The sequence below is a fragment of the Gammaproteobacteria bacterium genome, assembly GCA_028819075.1.
Classification (GTDB): Bacteria; Gemmatimonadota; Gemmatimonadetes; order Longimicrobiales; family Gaopeijiaceae; genus BD2-11.
The window spans coordinates 85,390-107,754 of the sequence record JAPPMM010000024.1; the positions used below are offsets into that span (position 1 = coordinate 85,390).

The 22,365-nt window shown below is 68.1% G+C and carries 16 protein-coding genes and 1 tRNA gene; 4 read left to right on the top strand and 13 right to left on the bottom strand.

Going from position 1 to position 22,365, the window contains the following annotated elements; all coding sequences use genetic code 11:
* Positions 1-12 precede the first annotated feature (12 nt).
* The 3 genes from OXU32_06125 to xsc all read right to left on the bottom strand — a co-directional run bounded on the left by OXU32_06125 (position 13) and on the right by xsc (position 4,225).
* On the bottom strand, positions 13-1,002 hold the full coding sequence (locus OXU32_06125) for a phosphate acyltransferase (protein MDE0073542.1): 990 nt from the start codon (positions 1,000-1,002) through the stop codon (positions 13-15).
* Positions 1,003-1,076: 74 nt separating this feature from the next.
* Positions 1,077-2,471 carry an aminotransferase gene (locus OXU32_06130; GenBank protein MDE0073543.1) on the bottom strand — a complete coding sequence of 465 codons (1,395 nt, stop codon included), beginning with the start codon at positions 2,469-2,471 and terminating at the stop codon, positions 1,077-1,079.
* A gap of 23 nt (positions 2,472-2,494) precedes the next feature.
* Positions 2,495-4,225, bottom strand: coding sequence for a sulfoacetaldehyde acetyltransferase (xsc, locus tag OXU32_06135; GenBank protein ID MDE0073544.1), 1,731 nt, complete (start codon positions 4,223-4,225; stop codon positions 2,495-2,497).
* Between the two features lie 237 nt (positions 4,226-4,462).
* Between xsc and OXU32_06140 the strand changes: the two genes are divergently transcribed.
* On the top strand, positions 4,463-6,169 hold the full coding sequence (locus OXU32_06140; GenBank protein ID MDE0073545.1) for an amidohydrolase: 1,707 nt from the start codon (positions 4,463-4,465) through the stop codon (positions 6,167-6,169).
* Between the two features lie 25 nt (positions 6,170-6,194).
* On the opposite strand, the gene OXU32_06145 is transcribed toward OXU32_06140, so the two are convergent.
* The 4 genes from OXU32_06145 to OXU32_06160 form a co-directional block, all read right to left on the bottom strand.
* A complete protein-coding gene (locus OXU32_06145) occupies positions 6,195-6,983 on the bottom strand; it encodes a DUF6503 family protein (GenBank protein ID MDE0073546.1) in 789 nt (262 codons plus the stop codon).
* A 19-nt stretch (positions 6,984-7,002) separates the two neighbouring features.
* A tRNA-Lys gene (locus tag OXU32_06150) sits at positions 7,003-7,075 on the bottom strand.
* 54 nt (positions 7,076-7,129) lie between these two features.
* The gene (locus tag OXU32_06155) at positions 7,130-8,314 is read right to left on the bottom strand and encodes an acyl-CoA dehydrogenase family protein (protein ID MDE0073547.1); all 1,185 of its coding nucleotides are present in this window, start codon (positions 8,312-8,314) and stop codon (positions 7,130-7,132) included.
* Positions 8,315-8,434: 120 nt separating this feature from the next.
* Positions 8,435-8,821 (bottom strand): hypothetical protein, encoded by a 387-nt coding sequence (locus OXU32_06160; GenBank protein MDE0073548.1) that lies wholly within the window; start codon positions 8,819-8,821, stop codon positions 8,435-8,437.
* Between the two features lie 198 nt (positions 8,822-9,019).
* Between OXU32_06160 and OXU32_06165 the strand changes: the two genes are divergently transcribed.
* Positions 9,020-12,571 carry a leucine-rich repeat protein gene (locus OXU32_06165; GenBank protein ID MDE0073549.1) on the top strand — a complete coding sequence of 1,184 codons (3,552 nt, stop codon included), beginning with the start codon at positions 9,020-9,022 and terminating at the stop codon, positions 12,569-12,571.
* 7 nt (positions 12,572-12,578) lie between these two features.
* On the opposite strand, the gene OXU32_06170 is transcribed toward OXU32_06165, so the two are convergent.
* The 4 genes from OXU32_06170 to OXU32_06185 are packed head-to-tail and all read right to left on the bottom strand — an operon-like array spanning position 12,579 to position 17,006.
* Complete coding sequence (locus OXU32_06170; protein MDE0073550.1) at positions 12,579-13,592, bottom strand: isocitrate/isopropylmalate family dehydrogenase; 1,014 nt, start codon at positions 13,590-13,592, stop codon at positions 12,579-12,581.
* A gap of 10 nt (positions 13,593-13,602) precedes the next feature.
* Positions 13,603-14,907 carry an OFA family MFS transporter gene (locus OXU32_06175; GenBank protein MDE0073551.1) on the bottom strand — a complete coding sequence of 435 codons (1,305 nt, stop codon included), beginning with the start codon at positions 14,905-14,907 and terminating at the stop codon, positions 13,603-13,605.
* A gap of 12 nt (positions 14,908-14,919) precedes the next feature.
* Complete coding sequence (locus OXU32_06180) at positions 14,920-15,657, bottom strand: hypothetical protein (GenBank protein MDE0073552.1); 738 nt, start codon at positions 15,655-15,657, stop codon at positions 14,920-14,922.
* Positions 15,654-17,006, bottom strand: coding sequence for an ABC transporter substrate-binding protein (locus tag OXU32_06185; protein MDE0073553.1), 1,353 nt, complete (start codon positions 17,004-17,006; stop codon positions 15,654-15,656). Before OXU32_06185 ends, OXU32_06180 begins: the two co-directional genes overlap by 4 nt.
* A 215-nt stretch (positions 17,007-17,221) precedes the next feature.
* On the opposite strand from OXU32_06185, the gene OXU32_06190 reads away from it, so the two are divergent.
* Positions 17,222-19,084 (top strand): hypothetical protein, encoded by a 1,863-nt coding sequence (locus tag OXU32_06190; GenBank protein MDE0073554.1) that lies wholly within the window; start codon positions 17,222-17,224, stop codon positions 19,082-19,084.
* 26 nt (positions 19,085-19,110) lie between these two features.
* On the top strand, positions 19,111-20,136 hold the full coding sequence (locus OXU32_06195) for a YncE family protein (GenBank protein ID MDE0073555.1): 1,026 nt from the start codon (positions 19,111-19,113) through the stop codon (positions 20,134-20,136).
* Here OXU32_06195 and msrB read toward each other — a convergent pair.
* The gene (gene msrB, locus OXU32_06200; protein MDE0073556.1) at positions 20,087-20,524 is read right to left on the bottom strand and encodes a peptide-methionine (R)-S-oxide reductase MsrB; all 438 of its coding nucleotides are present in this window, start codon (positions 20,522-20,524) and stop codon (positions 20,087-20,089) included. The two genes, OXU32_06195 and msrB, sit on opposite strands and share 50 nt — an antisense overlap.
* A 5-nt stretch (positions 20,525-20,529) precedes the next feature.
* Positions 20,530-22,362 (bottom strand): ATP-binding protein, encoded by a 1,833-nt coding sequence (locus OXU32_06205; protein ID MDE0073557.1) that lies wholly within the window; start codon positions 22,360-22,362, stop codon positions 20,530-20,532.
* Positions 22,363-22,365: the final 3 nt, after the last annotated feature.

Here is a 22,365-nt window from a genome sequence, read left to right on the forward strand (position 1 = left end):
GGACCGACCGGGTCAGTCCGCCAGAAGGGATGTGATGCACGCCACGTGAACCGCGTCCTCCACCGACGCGCCGCGGGACAGGTCGCACCAGGGGCCCGCGAGCCCCTGCACGATCGGACCCAGCGCCTCCGCGCCGGCGAGCCGCTGGACAAGTTTGTAGGCGATGTTGCCGGCGTCCAGATCGGGGAAGATGAGCACGTTCGCCCTTCCCGCCACCGGGGAGTCCGGGGTTTTCCGACGACCGACGGCTGCGATGAGGGCGGCGTCGGCCTGAAGCTCGCCGTCGGCTGCGGTGTGCGGGCTGACCTCGCGGAAGTGGGCCACCGCAGCCCGCACCCGGTCGACGGAGGGCCCCTCCGCGCTTCCGCGGGTGGAGTAGGACAGGAAGGCAACACGGGGCTCGTCGCCGACGATGCGCCGGCGCGCACGGCACGACGCCAGCGCGATCTCCGCGAGCTGCTCGGCCGTGGGATCGGGCACGATGGCCGAGTCGGCGAAGGTGAGCACCTCGGGTTCCGGGCCGCGGAAGGGCCGAACCACCATGAAGAAGGAGGAGGAGACGGTGGTGGCCCCCTCGGCGCGGCCGACGCAGTGGATGCCCGCCCGGATCACCGCCGCGGTGGTGTAGACCGCCCCCGCGACCCCGCCGTCGGCTTCGCCGGTGCCGACCATGAGCGCGCCGTGGTAGAGGGGATCGGCGGCGCGGCGGCGCAACTCGTCGCCGGGGAGGTCGCGGAAGCGCTTCAGGCCGCCGAGGACCGCCGCGTGGCGCTCCACCCGGGCGGGGTCGGCCGGGTCGACCACCCGGACGGCGCGAGAGCGCGCATCGCCGGCGAGCTGGCGCGCCAGCTCGCCCGCGGGGCCCAGCAGCAGGGGATCCGCGAGTCCGTGGGCGGCCGCGGCCAGCGCCGCCTCGCGGATTCGCGGATCCCCGCCTTCGGGGAACACGACCCGCCTCGGCCGCTTCCCCGCCCGGCGCCGCAACTCGTCGAGGAACGTCACATCGACCCGGTCAAGGCGATCGTCCCGAACCGCGCCGGGTTCGCATCAGCAAGCTGTGGGCTTCGCGAGTCATCTCAGAGGTCCCGGCACCCGTGCTCGATCCCGGCCTGCACGGCATCCACCAACTCGTCCACGTCCGCCTTGGTGACGATGAGGGGCGGGGCCATGTTGACCGTGTTGTTCAGCCCGGGGACGCTCCGCGTGGTCTTGCCCACCAGGACGCCCTCATCGGCGGCCTTCTTCACCACCGCCATCATCACGTCCTCGCCCACCGGCGTCTTCGAAGCCTTGTCCTCCACCAGCTCCACGCCGGCGAACAGGCCCCTGCCGCGCACGTCGCCGACGTTCGGATGGTCGGACAGCTCGCGCAGCCGGTCCAGCAGGTACGCGCCCATCACGCGGCTGTTCTCGATCAGGTCCTCTTCCTCGATGATGCGCAGGTTCTCGAGGGCGGCGGCGAAGCCCGCGGTGCATCCGCCGTAGGTGCTGATGTCCCTGAAGTAGTGGTACTTCTCGCTCGGGTCCTCGAGGAAGGTGTCGAACACCTCCCCGCGCACGGCGGCGGCCGAGATCGGCGCGTAGGAGCTGGCCATGCCCTTGGCCATGGTGACGATGTCGGGCACGAAGTCGTAGTGCTCGTACCCGAACATGGTCCCGGTGCGCCCGAATCCGCATACGACCTCGTCGATGATCAGAATCACACCGTATTCGTCGCATATCTCGCGAACAATCGGGTAGTATTCGTCCACCGGCGGAATAACGCCGCCCCCCGCCGTGATGGGTTCGAGAATGACCCCGCCCACCGTGTCGGGTCCCTCCGCCTCGATGGCATCCCCCAGGGCGCGCGCGCACTCGATGTTGCAGTCCGGATAGGTCTTGCCGAAGGGACAGCGGTAGCACATGGCGTGGGGTATCCCCGCGAACCCGTCGGGGAACGGTCCGTAGGCCTCCTTGCGCTCCTCCTGTCCGCTCGCCGCCAGGCAACCGATGGTGGTCCCGTGATAGTCCCGGTCCCGGTAGAGGACCTTGTACTTCCCGGTCCCGTTCAGGTGCGCGATCTGGCGAACCATCTTGATCGCCTTCTCGTTGGCCTCCGAGCCGCTGTTGGCGAAGTAGACATGGTCCAGTTCCGGCAGCCATTCCGCCAGCGCGCTCGCGTACTGCGCCGCAGGGACGGTGCCGACCACGCCGGCATAGTAGGGCAGGCGCATCAGCTGCTCGTAGACCACCCTCGCGATGCTCTCGCGCCCGTGGCCCACGTTGACGCACCAGACGCCGCCCGAGGCGCCGTCGAGATACTCCTTCCCGTGGATGTCCCGGACCCGTGCGCCCTCTCCCTCAACGAAGACCTGCGGATCCTGGGTCTCGAAGACGCTGTGCTGAAACAGATGGTGCCAGAGGTGCTTCCTGTCCTTCTCGATGACGTCCTGGACGTCGTAGTCGGCCAGCAGCGCCTGGGTGTCGGACATGTGGTTTCCTCCGGTATGGGCGGCTAGTCCAGGCTCAGGTGTGCGTACTTCTCCAGATGACGGGTCGGCATCGCCAGCGCGTCCCGGCGGAAGGGCTCGGCGAGCACCTTCGCGCCGCCTTCGACCACCGCGTTGATGACGCAGGGCCGGTCGCTGGCGATGGCGTCGCGCACCACGTCTTTCACGTCGCGGTAGTCTTCGACCCGGTAGCCCTTCGCCCCCATCGCCTCGGCCACCTCGGCGAAGTCCGGATTGGCGCGCAGGTTGGTGCCCACGAAGCGGTTGTCGTAGAAGTCGATCTGGTTCTTCTTCTCGGCGCCCCATTCGTGGTTGTTGATGACGACGGCGATGACCGGGATGTCCTCGCGCACCGCGGTCATGACCTCGCTCAGCCCGCTGATGCCCCAGGCGCCGTCTCCCTGAATGGCGAAGACCGGCGCACCGCGATTGCCGACCTTCGCACCCAGCGCGGCCCCGTAGGCGAAGCCGCAGTTCCCCCAGGTCAGCGCGGCGAGATGCTGCCGGGGGCCGTCGAACCTGAGGTACCCGTTGCTGATCGAGCAGGTGTTGCCGATGTCCGTCGTGACCAGCGCGTCGCCGGGGAGCGCGCGCGTGAACTCCCAAAGGAAGCGGCGCGGATGCATGAAGCTGTCGGTGGAGGAGGACCACGTCTCGAGTTCGTCGTCCCAGGCCCGCTTTTCGCGCGCGACGTCCGCGATACGCTCCTCGTTCCGCCCCGGGCTCGGCAGCGCGCCCTTCAGTTCCTCCAGCAGCTCCGCGGCGTACTCCCCGACGTCCGCGACTGAGAACAAGGCCGGGATCTTGCTCATGCCCCACTGCCGGGCGTCCCGGTCCACCTGGATGAGGGTTGCGTCCTCCGGCCAGTAGGTCATGTCGTACTGGGGCAGAAGGCCGAAGACGCCGAGCCGCGTCCCCAGCGCCAGCACCACGTCCGCCTTGGCGATGGTGCGCATCGCCGCCTTGGACCCGCAGTAGCCGATGGGGCCGCACCCCAGCTCGTGGCTGTAGGGGAAGGTGTCGTTGTGCAGGTAGGTGTTGACCACCGGCGCGCTCAGGTGCTCGGCCAGCGCCCTTACCTCTTCCACGGCGTCGCCCTGGCTCACGCCGCCTCCCGAGACGATGACCGGATAGCGGGCCTCCTTCAGGATGCCGACCGCCTTCTCGATGTCGGCCCGGGGGGGACGCCCGGCTCCGAGCGTGGGGGTCGCGAAGATCTGGTCCTCGATGTCCCCGTAGAAGTAGTCGCGGGGGATGTTCAGGTGGGTCGGGCCCAGTTCCAGCTTGGCCCTGTAGAAGCAGCGGCGCGCCAGTTCGCCCATGCGCTCGGGACGGTTGACGCGCACCTGGAAGACGGTCTGCGCCTCGAACATCGGCATCTGGTCCAGCTCCTGGAAGCCGCCCGTGCCGATGCCCAGCGAGCCGGTTTCGGGCGTGATGGCCACAACCGGGGAGTGCGCCCAGAACGCCGCCGCGATCGCCGAGACGAAGTTGGCGGCGCCGGGCCCGTTCTGGGCGATGCAGGCCTGGGGTCGCCCCGAGACCCGGGCCAGCCCGTCGGCAGCGTGCGCGGCGGCCTGCTCGTGGGCCACCGGAATGAAGCGGATGCCCGCATCCGGGAAGAGGTCCAGGGCGTCCATGAACGCCGATCCGACCAACCCGAAGACGTCAGTGACACCCTCGGCGACCAGCGTCTCCACCAGCGCCTCGGAGGGGGTCATCGTTCTCTTTGCCATGTGCAGCCTCCTGGTCGTCGGCAGCAGTGTCGGCGTGCAGCCGGCCGGGATACGGAACCTGGGCGCGGGAGCCTGCCCACCATGTTCCACCCGAGCGCGTTTCAGGGGAGTAGAAGTACGGGGCGGCGGCTGGCGCGGGCAAGATGCTGGGCGTGGTGCGGCCGGGTCGCTTGACGCGCGGGGACTCCGCGTCGCACGGTGACCGGATATCCATCCTCAGAAGGCCCGGAGAGCGTCATGAGCAGGTCGAAGCAGCCCCTCGCCGTTGTCGCGTTCGCTTTGTCACTCGTTTTCGCGGGCTGTGCTCCGCAGGCCGACCCCGCCGACACGATCTTCCACGGCGACAACATCGTCACCATGGATCCGCAGCAGCCCGCCGTGGAGGCGGTCGCGGTTCGCGGGGAGACCATCGTGGCGGCCGGATCGATGGACGACGTGATGGCGCTTCAGGGGCCATCGACCCGGGTGGTGGACCTGGGCAACAACGCCCTCCTGCCCGGCTTCATCGACTCGCACGGCCACTTCCTGGGCGCGGGGCGCGACCAGACCTCCCTGGGGCTGCACCCCCCGCCGGTGGGCGACGTCAACAACATCGACGACGTCGTGCGCAAGGTCCGCGCGTGGATCGACGAGCACGACATACCGCCCGGCGAGGTGGTGACCGGGCGCGGCTACGACGACTCGCTGCTGGAGGAGGGCCGGCACCCCACGCGCGAGGATCTGGACCGCGCTTCGACCGAACATCCCATTATCCTCACCCACGTGTCGGGCCACCTGACCACGACCAACTCCGCCGCGCTCGCGGCCAGCAACATTACCGCCGACACCCCCGATCCGCCCGGCGGGCACGTCCGCCGCATGGAGGGCTCGATGGAGCCCAACGGGGTGCTGGAGGAAACCGCCCGCGGACTGCTCGCATTCGATCGTCGCGCCACCCCGTCAGGCGAGGAACTCGACGAGCTGATTCGCCGGTCGATCGACATCTACCTGAGCCACGGCACGACCACCATCCAGGACGGCGGGACCGGACCGGCGCAGGCCGAGGCGTTCCAGGCGGCAGCGAACCGCGAGCCCTTCAAGGCGGACGTCGCGGCTTTCGCGCGCTTCAACGAGACGCCCACGGACCTGGCGAGCATAGGCTACACGCGCGACTACCAGGGCGGCTTCCGGGTCGGCGGGGTGAAGCTGATGCTCGACGGCTCCCCGCAGGGCCGCACGGCATGGGTCACGATCCCCTACGAGGAAGGCCCCCCGGGTGCCCCGCCGGATTACGTGGCATACGGCGTCATGATCCCCGACGCGTACAAGGCGGCCGCGGGCGAACTCATCCGGGGAGGCATTCCGATCATCGTGCACGCCAACGGCGACGCGGCCATGGACCTCATGATCGACGGGGTGGACGCGGCGGTTGCGGGCATGGATCCGATGCCCGACCACCGCTCCGTCATCATTCACGCGCAGCTCATGCGCGCCGACCAGCTGGATCGTGCCGCCGTCCTGAACGTCGTTCCCTCGTTCTTCGCGGCGCACGCCTTCTTCTGGGGCGACTGGCACCGGATCAGCTTCGGCGAATATCGCGGCAACAACACCAGCCCCATGGGCTGGGCCCTCGAACGGGGGGTGAACTTCACCATCCACAACGACGCGTCCGTGGTCCCGCCGCACATGATGCGCCTGGTGTCGATCGCGGTGAACCGCAAGACGCGCAGCGGGCACATCCTGGGACCGCATCAGCGGCTGACGGCGATGCAGGCCCTGCACGCGGTGACGCTCGGAGGTGCCTACCAGTACTTCGAGGAGGATACCAAGGGCTCGATCACGGTCGGCAAGCAGGCGGATCTGGTGATCCTGGACGAGAACCCGCTGACCGCGGACCCGGAGAACCTGGAGTTCATCCCGATTCTGGAGACGTTCTCGCGGGGCAGGTCGGTATTCTCGATGTAGCAGTGCCGGAGAAGCGGGCCGCCGCTCACCTCACGGTGACGGAGCGGATTTCGTCCGAGCCCAGAAAGCGGTCGCCTTCGTTGGTGTACCACTCGCGGTAGCGCGGGAGGCGCAGACCGTCCCCTTCGGCCAGCCCCTCGAAGGTGATGTACTCTCCGTCGTTGGCCCTCTCGTCGTGGTAGAAGCGGCAGCCCACGAGTTCCGCGGTGTCCGCATCGAAGTAGAAGTACCAGGTGTCGCCGCCCACCTGCGGATCGTAGGTCACCCGCACCGCCTGGACGTCCCGCCCCTCGAACGTCGTCTCGGCCACCTCCGGGTCCAGACGGGCACCGGGATCCGCGATCTTCATGGGCAGGCCGGCCAGAAAGCCGTAGTAGCTGCGCCAGAAAACGCCGTCCTCGCGGTCGAGCCGCATTCGAGCGAGAGTCTCTCCGTCCGGCGAACCGTCGCCGTCCACCGTGGCGGCCCAGACCTCGCCGGAAACCTCGTATTCGATACTCGATCCCGCATAGCGACCGGAAAGAGCAAAGTCGCGTTCATCCGCGCCGAAACGGAGTTCCACGGACACGCGCTCGCCGCCATCGGAGCCGGTGCCGAACCAGGCCATGTCGATGGCTCGCGAGCCCCAGATTCCTTCAGGGTCGTGCAAGGCGATCGAGCGCTGGACCAGCTGCGCCGCCGGGGAATCGACCACGCCGGCTCCACCTGGCGCCTCGTCCCGGGTTCCACATCCGGACGCGGCGAGGATGACCAGGCCGAGGCCGAGAAGGCGACCGGACGCCCGCTGTCGTGGGTCGTGCGGAAGAGCGAGCATGTGGGTCTCCGACCTCCTATGCCCCGCCAGGGACTCGAACCCCGAACCTACTGATTAAGAGTCAGTTGCTCTACCAGTTGAGCTAGCGAGGCGGGCAATGTCGCGCCGGGCAGGTAACCTGCGCCGCGCCAGGTCGGGGGTCAAGGTCAGAAGGCGGACAGCCCGGTCATCGCCTGTCCCAGGATGAGGGAATGGATGTCGTGCGTGCCCTCGTACGTGTAGACCGACTCGAGGTTGGCCATGTGACGCATGGCCGAATACTCCACCAGGATGCCGTTGGCGCCCAGCAGCCGCCGGGCCTCCCGCGCCACCTCGCAGGCCATGTGGCAGTTGGCCCGCTTGGCCAGCGATACCTGCTGCGGCGTGGCTTTGCCCTCGTCCTTCAGGCGGCCGACCTGCAGTGCCAGCAGCTGGCCCTGGGTGATGCCGGTGAGCATGTCCGCGATGCGCACCTGCTGGATCTGCTTGGCGCCGATCACGGTGTCGAACATGACGCGTTGCGTGCTGTAGCCGAGCGCCTCGTGGAAGCAGGCCATGGCGGCGCCCACCACGCCCCACGCGATCCCGTAGCGCGCTTGGGTAAGGCACATGAGCGGACTCTTGAGACCCGTGCTGCCCGGCATGAGCGCGTCGTCCGGAACGTGCACGTCCTGCAGCGCGAGCTCGCTGGTGTCCGAGGCGAGCAGCGAGAGCTTCCCGGTCTGGTCGCGCGCGCTGAAGCCGGGGGTGTCGGTTGGGACGACGAACCCGCGGATGCCCCTGGGGTTGTCGGGCGCGTCGGTCTGCGCCCAGATGACCGCGACATCGGCCATGGAGCCGTTGGTGATCCACATCTTGGTGCCGTTGAGCACCCAGCCGTCGGCGGTCTTCTTCGCGGTGGTGATCATTCCGCCGGGATTGGAGCCGTAGTCGGGCTCGGTGAGGCCGAAGCACCCGATGGCATCCGCCGAGGCAAGCCGGGGGAGCCACTCGCGGCGGTGCTCCTCCGAGCCGAAGGCATGGATGGGGTACATGACCAGCGCGCCCTGCACCGACACGAACGAGCGCAGCCCCGAGTCTCCACGCTCGAGTTCCTGCATGATGAGCCCGTAGGCGACGTTGTTGAGGCCGGCGCAGCCGTACTTCGCCGGCAGGTTGGCCCCCAGGACCCCGAGTTCGCCCAGCCCGGGGATGAGCGAGCGGGGGAACCTGCGTTCGTAGTAGGCCTCGCCGATGATCGGAATGACCTCTTCCTCCACCCACTCGCGGATGGCGTCCCGGATCATCCGCTCCTCCTCGCTGAGCGCGGAGTCCAGATCGTAGAAGTCGAAACCCTGAAATTTTTCCGCCATGAGGGTGCCCCTGTCGCCGACGGTCCTGGAGATGCGCAGGGAAGCTAACGGAAAACGAAGCGGACACGGAGATCGTCCCCTCCCCCGGCGTCCGTCAGGGCGAAGAGGCGCCTCGCGGGCTCAGCCGGTGCTGCCGGGATAGCGCTTCCTGTTGGAGCGCTCGATGCCGTAGAAGATCTCGCGGGCCAGCTTGCCGCCGATCCAGTAGGCCGCGATGACGGTGGCGATCCAGCCGCCGATCACCACGTCGGTCGGGCGGATGATGCCCCAGATGTAACCCGCCACGATCACCGCGAGCCCGGTTGCGGCGATGCGCGCCCTGCGGGTGGCGATCAGCCGGGCGCGGGCGCGACAGCCGACGCACCACAGAAGGCGGTCGACATCGCTGCGGTCGCGGAGTTCACCGCAGCGCGAGCACTGGATTTCGTCTGCGATCGAGTCACGAATGCCCATGGGTTTTCCGTCGTCCCTGTCGAAGCGTCTCGCCGGCCATTCGGTCAGGCTCATGCACCCGCAGTGCCGCCGCGAAAGGATGCTTCAGGCGGCCCGTCACGGCAAGGCGGCGCCCCCTTGCGGCGGTGTCGAGATTGCAGGTATCGTCGATCCCCCCCGGCAGACTAGTAGGGAAGCACCCGACAGAGGTCCGCCAGTGCAGACTCCCCAAGGCATGGCATGCGACACCTGATGAATCGAGGCGAATGTACCATGAGCCTGTTTCAGTATTTTCCGAAGAAAGTCGCCATCGTTTTTGTCCTCCTGGCATTGACGGCATGTGGCGACGTCCAGGACGTCACGGAACCGGAGCCACCGCGCGCGGTTTCGCTCTCGGTCTCCCCGGCCACGGTCGAGCTCGGCATTCCCGGTGAGACGGCGGAACTCACGGTGACCGTGCTGGACCAGCACGGCAATGCCTTCCCCGCCCCGTTTACGTGGTCGAGCGAAAACGCATCGGTCATCTCCGTGAACCAGGATGGCCTGGCGACGGCGGTCGCCCGGGGAACGGCCGCGATCAGGGTTGTGGCGGGAGACCTGAGCGCCGTGGTTCAGGTTTCGGTCAACAGCTCGTCGACCGACGGCGTCTGCAGCCGGACTCCGCAGGTTCGCGACGCGCTCATGGCCGCGACGAACCGCACGGAATGCGCACAGGTGAGCGCGGGACTGTTGGCGCGCCTCAGGCGCCTCGACGTCAGTGGTCCGCACCAGGACACCACTTCGGCGTCGGGTGCCGATTGCGCGGAAGCGGTCACGGATGAATTCCAGCGCGGCGGCGCGTCGACCTCATGCGAGTCCCGGCCATCCGGTCCTGCCGGGATCGGCACGGTATTCATGGACATGGCTGGAGCCGACGGCGAGGACGAGCGCATCATCTCCCTCAAGAATGGTGATTTCGAGGGCTTGAGCGGCCTCGTGTTCCTGGATCTCAGCCATAACTTCCTGCGAGGGCTGCCCGACAGCGTCTTCGCCGATGTCGCGAACCTCGACACCCTGAATCTCGAGGAGAACCTGCTGGCATCGCTCCCGGAAGGCGTTTTCCGAGCGCTCACCGGGCTGGAATACCTCGATCTTTCGGGCAACGCGCTGACCGCATTGCCCGACAGCAGCTTCAGCGGATTCACTGCTCTCAAGAAGCTCTACCTGCAATCCAACTGGCTGACCACCGTGCCCGAGGGGATCTTCGCCGACATGACGGCTCTGGACACCCTCTGGCTGGGTGGCAACGAACTTGAGACACTGCCCGACGGCGTCTTCGACAACCTCACCGAACTCAAGGCGCTCAGATTGTCGGGCAACCGCCTTTCCGCGTTGCCGGCGGGCGCCTTCGACGATCTGACCAGCCTGGAGTACCTGACGCTCTCGGCAAACCGCTTGACCGAGTTGAACGAAGGCGTCTTCGACAACATCACCGACGTCAGGAACCTGTATTTCAGCAGAAATCGGCTGGCGTCGCTTCCCGAGGGTGTTTTCGGCGGCCTCAGCGAACTCAACTACCTGTCGATCTACCTGAACCGATTGACGGAACTGGCCGACGGCGTCTTTGCCGACCTCACCAGCCTCGACACCCTTGCCGTTTCGTACAATCGGCTGAGCGAGTTGCCCGATGGCGTCCTGGACGGCCTCGACGACCTCGACTTGCTCAGCCTCGGCGACAACCAGTTGACCGAGTTGCCCGACGGCCTCCTCGACGACCTCGGCGATCTGACCGAGCTGTACATGCACCGAAACGACCTGACGCGACTGCCGGAAGGAGTCTTTCAGGGCACGCCCGATCTCAAGAATCTCTCTGTTTTCGGCAATGCGCTGACGGAGTTGTCTCGGGGCGTGTTCGCCGGCCTCGCCTCACTCGAGATTCTCTGGCTGGAGGACAATCTGACCGATCCCTTCCCACTTACCCTGGAAGCCGTCAGGACGGACAACGAGGACCCGCTGGCGGAAGGACCCGCACAGATCGGCATCGCGGTCAGGGAAGGCGCCCCGTTCGACATGCGCCTCGTGTTCGGCGCCCGCGGGGGCGAGCCGCGCTCGACGGTCGTCTCGATCGCCGCGGGAGACACGCTCAGCCGACTGGTTACCGTCACCCGCCGGGAAGGCAGCGTCTCGCAGTACATCCAGCTCGACTCCCTGCCAACCACGCCTGTGGACGAGTGCGTTGGCTTCCTCTGTTTCGAGGGCATCACGCCTGTCGCCGGCACACCGCTGGTGCTGGTCAACCCGCCGGATCTGAAGGTCGAAGCGCAAGCCGCCTACCTCGTCCAGGCTACCCAGTCCTACGCCGGCAAGGTGCCGCTGGTCGCGGACCGCGAGGCGCTGCTGCGGGTCTTCGTGACCGCCGACTTTCTGAACTCGTACCGTCCTTCCGCGCGGGCCACCTTCTTTCTCGATGACGAGGAGATCCACGTTGCCGACCTGAGCCCGCCTTCCGGCCTTCCGAGAAGGGTGGACGAGAGCAGCCTGAACGCCTCGTTCAACGCCATGATCCCCGATTCCGTCCTGCAGCCCGGCCTGGAGATGGTGGTCGAGATCGACCCGGACAGCACTCTGTCGACGCTCACGGGCAGCCAGATGCGAATTCCGGCGACGGGTCGCGAGTCGCTGGACGTGCGCGCGCTGCCCCCGCTCGACGTGACGCTCGTCCCGGTCGCGTTCGAATCGGAGACCAGCAAGGTCGACAATGCCCCGGTGGCCGCTCTGGTCGCGGACCTGGCCACCAGCAACTCCCACGCGGCGCTGCAGGAGACCCAGGTGGTGCTGCCGCTCTCCGAGTTGAATATCAGCGTGCGGGAGCCGTACACGACCCAAGCCGACACGGTGGAGGAGGGCGGCTTCGGACTTCTCGACGAAATCCAACTGCTCCGATTCATCGAAGCAGGCGGCACCAACGACTACTACCACGGTATCCTGGCCTTGCCGGCCTCGCGCTATCGGCCGGTGTGGGGCTTTGGGGGCGTCGCCTACATCGGCGGGTGGGCCGGCCTGACCCTGTCACACGTTGCGGGGGTCTATCGCGGCGACGGACCCTTCGGCAGCACCCTGGCCCACGAACTGGGTCACAATCTGAGCCTCCGACACGCTCCCGGTTGTGGCGCGGGAGGGCCCGATCCGGACTACCCGTACACCGACGCGTACACGGGCGTCTGGGGCGTCGATTTCAGCACCGGAGGCGACTTCGGCAGGCTGATCAGTCCGGCCCGCTACCGCGACTTCATGTCCTACTGCGACCCGGCATGGACCAGCGACTTCAGCTTCACGAAGGCCCTCGAGTACAGGATGGGGCTTCCACCGGCGCCAACTGCCACCGCGGAACGAGGGGCAGTCGAGAAGACGCTGCTGCTGTGGGGCAGAGTTCAGGACGGGGAGCTGCGCCTGGAACCCGTCTTCGAGTGGGAAACGCCGGTGAAGCTTCCCACGTCACCGGGCCCGTACCGACTGGAAGGGATCGACACGACCGGGGGACGCATGTTCTCGTTGAGCTTCACGCCGGACAGGATCGACCACGGCGGGGCGGGCTTCCTTTTCGCCGTTCCTGTCGAGGAGGGCCGGGCGGACGAACTGGCGCGCGTGACGCTGACCGGCCCCGAGGGCTTCACGACCCTGGACCGCGACGGCGGTGGAGGAGGCGCGATCGTGACCAGCCGCTCCACCGGGCGCATCCTCAGCATCGTGCGCGACTGGTCCCGGGTCCGCCCGGAATCGCTCGGCGGCGCCGCGGAGGTCTCCGTGAGCCGCAGCGTGCTGGTGCGCGAGGTGCGCGAGCGCTAGGCGGACCCTACTCCAGCGCCCGGATCACCGCCTGCGCGTACTCCTGCGTGGATGCGCTGCCGCCGAGGTCGCCGGTCACCGTCTCGCGCCGGCCCAGCACCTGCCGCAGGGCCCCACGGATGCGGGCGGCCGTCTCCGGCTGGCCGATGTGGTCGAGCATGGCGCACGCGGCCAGCATGAGAGCCGTCGGGTTGGCGATGCCCTGTCCCGCAATGTCCGGCGCCGACCCGTGGACCGCCTCGAACATCGCAACGCCCCGGCCGATGTTGCCGGCGGGGGCCATGCCCAGCCCGCCCACCAGCCCGGCCATCAGGTCGCTCACGATGTCGCCGAACATGTTTTCCATCACGAGCACGTCGAAAGCGTGCGGGTTGAGCACCAGTTGCATCGCGGTGGCGTCGATGATGCGATCCTCGAACTCGATGTCCGGATACTCGCCGGCCAGCTCCCTGCCCACGTCCAGGAAAAGTCCCTGGGTGTACTTGAGGATGTTGGCCTTGTGCGCCAGCGTCACCTTGCGGCGGCCATGCCGGCGGGCGTACTCGAAGGCGTAGCGGCAGATGCGCTCCGCGCCGAAGCGGGTCACGATCATGACCGACTCGGCCGCGGCCCGGGGATCGCCCTCCATGCCGATGTAGTGCTCCACCCCGACGTAAAGCCCCTCCGTGTTCTCGCGGATCAGGACCAGATCGATGTCCTCGTAGCGCCCGCCGGGAACGAAGGTGCGCACCGGCCGCACGTTGGCGTAGAGGTCGAATTCCTTGCGGATGGCGACGTTGATGGACCGGAACCCGCCGCCCACCGGCGTCGTGAGCGGCCCCTTGAGCGCCACCCCGTTCGCCCGGATGGAGTCGAGCGTGGCCGGGGGCAGCGGATCGTTCACCCGCTCGAGCGCCGCCATCCCCCCCAGCCGTTCGTCGTAGTCGAGTCCCGCGCCGGCCGCGTCCAGCACCGACAGGGTGGCGGACATGACCTCCGGGCCGATGCCGTCTCCGTGGACGACGGTCAAGGTCCGGCTCATGGGATGGGCGCTACCCCTCCTCCGTCACCGGCACCCCGTAACGGCGCAGCGTGCCCTTCACGGTCGGGCGGCCCAGGCTGACCCGGTCGCCATCCAGCAGGAACGAGAAGACGTATCCCGTACCCAGCAGCAGGATGCCGATCAGGAAGCAGTACATGACCGCCCGGTCGGGATACGTGTCCTTCAGATAGCCCACGTACATCGGGCCGATGATCCCGGCGGCGGCCCACGCGGTGAGGATCGTGCCGTAGATCTTGGACATGTTCTTCGAGCCGAAGACGTCCACGACGAACGACGGCATGGTGGCGAATCCTCCGCCGAAGCAGAGGAGCACGTAACAGACGAGGGCGGAGAAGATCCAGGGGTTGGACTCGGTCATGAGGATGCCGAAAACCACCATCTGGCTGGCGAGGAGAAGGCGGAACACGCTGACCTGTCCCAGGCGGTCGCAGAGAGAGCCCCACAGGAGTCGTCCGACGCCGTTGCAGACCGAACTCACAGCGATGAGCGTGGCGCCGTATTCGGCCAGCATCGCGGGACCGAGGGACGGGTCGGCCAGCCCCCAGACCTCCTGCAGGAGCTCGGACTGGAAGCTGATCACGGAGATGCCGGCCGCGATGTTGGAGAAGAACACGATCCACATGATCGTGAACTGGGAAGTGCGCAGGTAGGGCGCGGCCGGCTCCACCCTCTCGGGCGGCGGCGACCTCGAGCCGTCCCCGGACGCGGGCGCCGGGGCCTCCGGCGGATCGCTCAGAAACAGGCTGGACGGGACCAGGATGCAGGCAAACACGATCCCCAGCCACAGGAATACCTGCGCGAGATCGCCTTCCGTTCCGACCACGAGAAGAGGCGCCAGACCCTTGCTCAGCAGGAGTGCCCCGACGCCGAAGCCCATCACCACGATGCCCGTCACCAGTCCCTTGCGATCCGGGTACCACTTCGCGGCGGTCGCAACCGGCGTCACGTAACCCATCCCGATGCCCGCACCCCCGATCACCCCGTATCCCAGATAGAAGAGCCACAGGGAATCCAGCGACAGCGCGAGGCTGGCGACCAGATAGCCGCTCGAGAACAGGACGCTGCCGGCCAGGGCGAGAGCCCTGGGCCCTACCTTCGGGAGCGCCTGCCCCGCAATCGCCGCCGACACCCCCAGACAGAAGATCGTGATGCTGAACGCGGCGGCGGTCTCGCTAAAGGTCCAGCCGGAGTCGCGCACCAGCATGGTCTGGAAAAAGCTCCACGCGTATACCGTGCCCAGGCACAACTGGAGCACCGTGCAGAAGAGGACGACGACGCTTCTGGGAACGCGCACGTTGTGTTCCGCCTACCTCGGGCGCTTGACCCGGGCCCGCCACTGCGCGGGCGGGGAGCCCTGGCCGGCGGCGTGACGCATGAGCCGCGCCATGTCCCCGATTTCATCTTTCCGCGCCAGCACGCCGTCGTCAGACACCTCGCCGCCGTTGCGGGCCAACTCGACCACGTAGGTGAGCAGCTCTTCCAGCGGCTTGGCGGTCGCCTTGACGATCCAGATCAGCGCCAGCACGCCCACGACCAGGATGATGCACAGCAGGTAGATCTGCTGCCCGACCGCCCGCTGGATCTTGAGCGCGAGCGCCTCCGTGTCCATCCCGACGTGCACCGTGCCCGCCACCCCTGAAAGGATCGGGCTTCCCACTTCGACGAACTCGCCCAGGCCCGGGAGGCTGCGCTCGACGGGATCGGTGAGCGAGGGGTCGCTGGCCAGAATCTCCTCAGGGATTCCCGGAACGAACGTATGCGCCAGGAACTCGCCGGTATCGCTGACGATGTAGATGTAGCGGATGCTTTCGATCTCCACGAACTGATCGATGAGTGACTGCAGGGTGGCCAGGTTCCTGTTCAGCAGGATGTCGACGCTGGCGTCGGCGATGTTCCTGGCGATGTTCGCGCTGTTGCTGACGTACTCGGTTTCGAGTTCGCTGGAGACGGTGCGGATGGAGAGCAGGAAGATGGAGAGCACGACGAGCGCGAAAAGCGCGAAGACGCCGAAACGCAGTCTGCGGAAGAGCTTGTGAACCCTCATGACATCGCGAACCTGGACTCCCAGTCGTCGAGCGGCACGAAGCGGTCCCCCTCCGGAACCGTATAGTAGACCCTGTCGAGCCCCTGCCGGCGCTCAGGCCCGAACGACACCCGCTCGCCGACCCCGATGTCGTAGTTGCGCACCGCAAAGACGGCCTGTTCGATCTGCGAACGGTCCGGGTCGCTCCCCATGCGCGCGATGATCTCCGTGATCAGCTTCGCGTTCAGGAAGCCCTCGAGGCTGACGAAGCTCTGCGGGAAGGGCTCATAGGGCTCGCCTTCGGCGATCCTGTCGACATCCTCCGGAGGCTCCGGATTGTAGCGCTCCATCAGCTCATGATACTCGCGCACGGCGGCCAGCGACGTGTCCTCGTAGCTCGGAACGACCTGTGAATTCACCAGGAAGCGGGTGTGCGACTCGGGGTCGTCGCGTCCTTCGCGCATGAGCGCGAGCAAGTTCTCGCTTCCCACGAAGGAGACATTGGCGACGGGAATGTGGAGCCCCAGGTCGACGGCGTCCCGGGCGAAGGCGGCGCACGCCTGGTAGGCGCCGATGCAGATCACGGCGTCGGGGGACTGGCCCTGCAGGATTTCCACCTGCGCTCTCATGCTGGCGTCGAACTGGGTGCCGCGCATGTAGGTGGCCTCGCCGGCCATGGTCTCTCCGTGCGCCGCGAGTGCCTCGCGCACGCCGGCCCACCCGCTCCGGCCGTAGGCGTCGTTCTGGTAGAACACCGCCACCCGCCGGCGCCCGATGCGCACGAAGTTGTCGACCAGCCCCGCCGTCTCCTGCCGGTACGAGGCGCGCAGATTGAAGGCGAACTCGCCGTAGGGCGGTTCTCGTTGCGGCTCCGCCCCGGTGAAGGGGAAGAAGAGATAGATCTGTTCGTCCCGGAACCTCTTGAGCAGGGGCAGCACGCGGGTGACGGTGGGGGTGCCCACGTATCCGAAGAGCAGGAAGACGCTCTCGTCCTGCATGAGCTGGATCGTGTTCGCGACGCAGGGATCGGGCTGATAGCCGTCGTCGGTGAGCTTGAGTACGATCCTGCGGCCGTTGACCCCGCCGTTGTCGTTGACGTGGTTGAACCAGGCCATCGAGCCGCGGTAGAGTTCGGTGCCCAGGCCGCGGGAGGGACCCGAGAACGCGGCCGACACGCCCAGTACGATGTCGCCCTCCTGGGCAGGACCGGAGTTCCGGCCTCGATGACGCGCCGGACCCGTGGCCGCAGCCAGCGGCCCGGCCCAGGGAGCCGCCGCCAGCGCCGCCAGCCCGGAGCGGATGAGGGAGCGGCGTGTCACAAGCCGAGAACCAACCGCACCCTCGCCCTTGCCGACCCGGCACCCGGTCATGCGGGATACTCCCTTCCGTATGTTGCGCGGTGTTGGAAACGTCGATATCGCTGCCCGCCCCCGCGTCCGCCGTCTCCCTGGGGGCAACCATGGATACTAGTGTCCGCTCGGGCTCAACTCAATGCGCTCCGCCGACCCGGTCGTTATATCTTAGGAGATGGTTGCCGTTTCAGGCAGTGTCGTCCGGCACGCCTAGACATCCAGTAGCCAGGCACATGCGCCCAGTAGAAACCTCCGAGCAGGGAAATCCGGTCGCGCGAGTCGCATCGCGGGCAAGGCACCCCGGAGGGCTCCTGTTCAGCCTGTCGCTCACGCTGCTGCTCACCACCTGCCGCGATCCCGTAGAACCTCCCGTCGAGCGCGTCGCGGCGATCGAGTTCTCCACCGCCACCCTCGAACTGGTGGCTTCCCGGGACGGAAGCGCGCTCTCCTACCGGGGCGCCGTCGATCTGGCCAACACCGGCAACGTGGCGGTCGGGCCGGTGAGCCTGTCGGCTCGCGCCGCGCGCACGGGCGGGGTCGCCGTGCCCGGCATGGTTCCGACAGCCACGCCTTCCGAGATACCGACGCTGAACCCCGGCACGAGCGAGACCGTGTCCATAGTGGTGATGGTGCCGGACGCCGCCCAGGCGGGCAGCTACGAGGCCACGCTGGAGGCACAGGCCGGCAGCGACGCCCGTGCATCGCTCGGACTGCGCTTCCAGCTGGAGCAGCGGGTGGGGCCGGTCGACGGCACGCACATCCGCATCGCGGCGGGGAACCGGCGCATCCGCCAGGGCGACGTGGTGCGTTTCTCGGCCGAGGTCCGGGACAGCAGCGGCGCCGCGGTGAAGGGGGCGCAGGTGACCTGGCGCACCACCCCGCCGGATGCCGGGCTGTTCGACGCGGATGGCCGGTTCGTAGCCTACGCCCCCGGGCACATCACGGTCGTCGCGCGTACACAGGTCAACGTCAACGGCACGATTCGGCCGGATTCCGCCACCACGCCCGTCACGGTCCAGGCACGCGGGCTCTCGCAGGCGCTCCGCCTGGTTGGAAAGGGCGCCGTCGACGACCGCTACACTTCGGACCTGTGGGTGCACGGCGACCACGCCTACACCGGCACCTGGGGCATGCGGGCCGAGCTTCCGGGCAACCTTCTGTACGCCTGGACGCTGGACGCCGCGGGAATGCCCACCCTTTCCGACTCGCTCGTCGTGAGCGCGCGCACGGTGAACGATGTAAAGATCCGGGCGGACGGCCGGCTCGGCGTGCTGACCCACGAGGGCGACCCCGAAGGCCTCAACGGGGTCACCTTCTTCGACCTTTCCGATCCGGCGCACCCGCAGATCATCAGCCGCTTTACCGAAGGTCTGGCCACCGGCGTCCACAACGCGTGGCTGGAAGGCGATTACGCCTATCTGGCTCTCGACCCCTACAACAGCGGACTGCGCATCCTCGACATCTCCGATCCGGCTTCACCTCGCCTCGCCGCCAGCTTCTACGCCGGCTCGAGCATGCTCCACGACGTCTACGTCCGGGACGGGCTGGCCTTCCTGTCGCACTGGGATGCGGGGCTCGTCATCCTCGACGTGGGCAACGGGATGGCCGGGGGATCGCCCACCAACCCGGTGGAGGTGAGCCGCCTGCAGGATCTGGGCGGGCAGACCCACAACGTCTGGTACTGGCCCGAGGCCGGCTACGCCTTCGTGGGCGAGGAGCAGTTCGGCTATTCCACGAGTCCCTCGGGGATCATGCATGTGGTGGATCTCCGCGACATCACCCGGCCGCGCGAGGTCGCGACCTATGAGGTCCAGGGGGCCACGTCGCACAACTACTGGATGGACGAGGATGCCGCGACCCTGTACCTGGCGTGGTACGAGCGCGGCCTGCGCGTTCTGGACGTCAGCGGCGAACTCATGGGCCAACTGGAGCTCCAGGGCCGCGAGACCGGCTTCATCGACTACGGCAACGAGACCAACTACTGCTTTCTGGGCCCCGAGGACACATGCACGTGGGCTCCCCAGCTGCACGACAACGGCAAGCTGTACGCCGCCGACATGAACCACGGGCTGGTCGTTCTGGAGCCGGACCCCTGAGACGGGTCGGCGCGGCGCTGCTCCTGGTGGCCTGCGGAGGGGCGGCGGATGGCCCGGAGGACCCGCCCCGCCTGTACGTCACTTCCGGGTTCACGGACCGGATCCATGTGCTGGACGCGCGCGACGGGACCACCCTGCGCATCGTCTCGCTGGACCGCCGCCGCACCGAGACCGACGAGCCCCACGGCGTGACCGTTTCCGCCGACGGCCGCCACTGGTACGCCACCCTCGCGCACGGGCACCCCACCCTGTGGAAGTTCGAGACCGACGGCGACCGGCTGGTCGGGCGCCTCCAGCTGGACATGCCGGGCGCGGCGCGGGTGGAACTCACCCCCGACGGCCGCCGCGCCTTCATCCCCGACTACTGGCGGGGCGGCCTGGGAGACGAAAGCCGCGTGGCGGTGGTGGACGTCCACGACCTGACCGTGGCGGCGCTGCCGGTGGTGTGCCCCGCCCCCCACCACGCCGCCGTCGACCCGGCCGGGACGCGGGTCGCCGTCACCTGCTCGCTCTCCGACGAAATCGTGCTGATGGACGCGGCCTCGGCGGCCACCCTCGCCCGCGTCCCGGCCGGACCCGATCCCGCCCCCGCCGGAACGCCGCGCTACACCCCCATGAACGTCGCCTGGAGCCCCGACGGCGCCCGCTTCTTCGCAACCATGGCTGGGAGCGGGGAGGTGCGGGCCTTCTCCCGCGCGGGCCAACCAGAGGGCGCCGTCGCGGTGGGGCCCATGCCCGCACAGATCGCGGGCTCGGCGGACGGGCGGGTGCTGGTGGTGGCGAACCGGCGCGGCGGCTCGGTGTCGGTGCTCGACCCGGCCACCCTCACGGAGGTGCGCCGCATCGAGCTGGCTGGCGCGGCGTTCCCGCACGGGGTGGCGCTCGACCCGCCGGGCGAGGTCGCCTACGTGACCTGGGAGGGCGGGGTCGGCGAGGCCGGGGGGGTGGCCGCCGTGCGCATCGGCACGGGCGAACTGCTGTGGAGACGCGAGGTCGGCGTCCTCACTCTGGGGATTGCGTACCTTCCCGGCCGCGGGACCGGTCGAACCTGAGCGCCGCGGAGTTGATGCAGTAGCGCTGGCCGGTGGGGGCGGGACCGTCCCCGAATACATGGCCGAGATGGGCGTCGCACTCCGCGCACAGCACCTCGGTGCGGCGCATGAAGAAGCTGCGGTCGTCCTCGAGACGGATGTCGGCGCCTTCGGCCGTGTCGCTGAAGCTCGGCCATCCCGTCCCCGAATCGTACTTGTCCCCCGAGTCGAACAGCGGGGCTTCGCAGCACACGCAGCGATAGAGGCCGTCGTCCTTCAGGTTCCAGTAAGCTCCGGTAAAGGCCCGCTCCGTCCCCTTGCGGCGGGTTACGCGAAACTGCTCCCGGGTCAGACGCTGCTTCCATTCACGGTCGCTCACGCGTACTCCGGCCTTCCCTTTCCTGCCCATGATCTCTACTCCCCAATCAGCGACGACGCGGCGACGAAGTCTCCGTAGTCGAGTTCGTCGTCCTCATCGTCGTCGTCTTCCTCATCCAGCTCCATGAGAGACAGCGAAGTCGCGGAGCCGCGCGGGAGCGTGAAGCGAATCGTGGTTCCCTCCTCGATCACGCTCTCGGCCCAGACCTCGCCTCCCATGGCGATCACCAGATGGCGCACGATTGCAAGCCCCAGGCCAGTCCCTCCTTCCGCTCTCGAGCGGGCCGGATCCACCCGGTAGAACCGTTCGAAGATGCGCGGCAGGTGGGCCGGCAGGATGCCGCTGCCCGTATCCCTTACCGACACGAGGAGGAGGCCCTCACTCGCCTCGGACTCGACCTGCACCCGGATCGACCCTCCCGAGGGGGTGTGCCGGAGCGCGTTGTCGAAGAGGTTCTGGAAGATCTGCGAGAGCCCGCGGGCGTCGGCCGTCGCGATTCCGGTTCCGTCGATGTGCAGCCGCACGCTCGATTCGGAGACGCGCGGCCCGGCCTGGGCCCAGGCCTTGACGGCCACCTCTTCCACCCGGACCGGTTCGGACTGGGGCACCCATCCCCCGGACTCCAGGCGTGACAGGTCGAGCAGGTCCTCGACCAGCTGCTGCAGGCGCACGGTATTGCGCCAGATGAGATCGAGGAAGCTCTGGCGGAGGTCCTCGGGCGGATCGTCCTCGAGGAGGGTCTCCGAAAACCCGCGCACCGCGGTTAGGGGCGTCTTGAGTTCGTGGGACGCGTTGGCGACAAAGTCGCTCCGCACTTCTTCGAGGCGCCGGATCTCGCTCACGTCGACGAAGGTGATGACGGCCCCGCCCGCCCCCAGCGGCCGGCCCGACACCAGGTACCGCTTCTCGCCCAGGTGGACTTCGCGCGCGCCCACGGCTTGGGACGGAGCCGCCTCCATGAGCAGCCGGAGCTCCGCGGAACGCACGAACAGGCTCACATGCGTCAGCGCGGGAACCGGCTCCACGTCGAGAATGCGCATCGCAGCCTCGTTGATGCGCACCAGACGGGCATCGGCGTTCAGGGCGACAACCCCCTCGTTGATGGCGTTGAGCACGTCGCGCACCTCGTCGCGCGCGCCCGCAAGCTCGCGGATGCGCGCGTCCAGGTCCGAGGTGAGGCGGTTGAAGGCCTCGACCAGCTCGGCGAGTTCGGTCATGCGCGACGAAGCCAGCGGCTGCATGCCGTCCGCGCCGGCGGCGATCAGGCGCGCGCGCGCCGCCACCCGCTCGAGGGGATGGGCCAGGGCGCGCGCCAGCACGTACGAGAGACCTAGCGCCAGGACGATCGCCACCGCGCCGGCGCCGGCGATGGCCCCCTGCGTCTGAATCACCGTGGCGTCGATGGCCTCAAGCGACGCCGCCAGACGCAGGACGACGGGCTCGCCCTCGAACCCGAGCACGGTCGCTGCGTACAGGAGGGCAACTCCCACCGTCGCGCTCCGGCGCTCGGCGAACGTGGTCGAACCCGCGAGGGCCCCCTGCACCTCCGGGCGGTCGCCGTGGTTCTCCATCGCGCGGTAGTCCGAATCGGAGTCGGCGAGAACGGTCCCGTCGGGCGCGATCACCGTAACCCTGTAGTCGACCCGCTCCCGCATGCGCTCCGCCAGCTCTTGCAGATTGGAGAAGCCCCCATCGCTTCCCTCCAGCAGCAGCTGCGCCAGCGCCAGATCCCCGGCCAGGTCGCTCTGATAGGATTCCACCAGCTGGCGCCGCAGGCCGGTCCCGACGATGACCACCATGGCGGCGACCAGGATGCCCACCACCGCTACGAAGCCCAGGAACAGACCGTGGTGCGCGCGCAGCTTCATGGC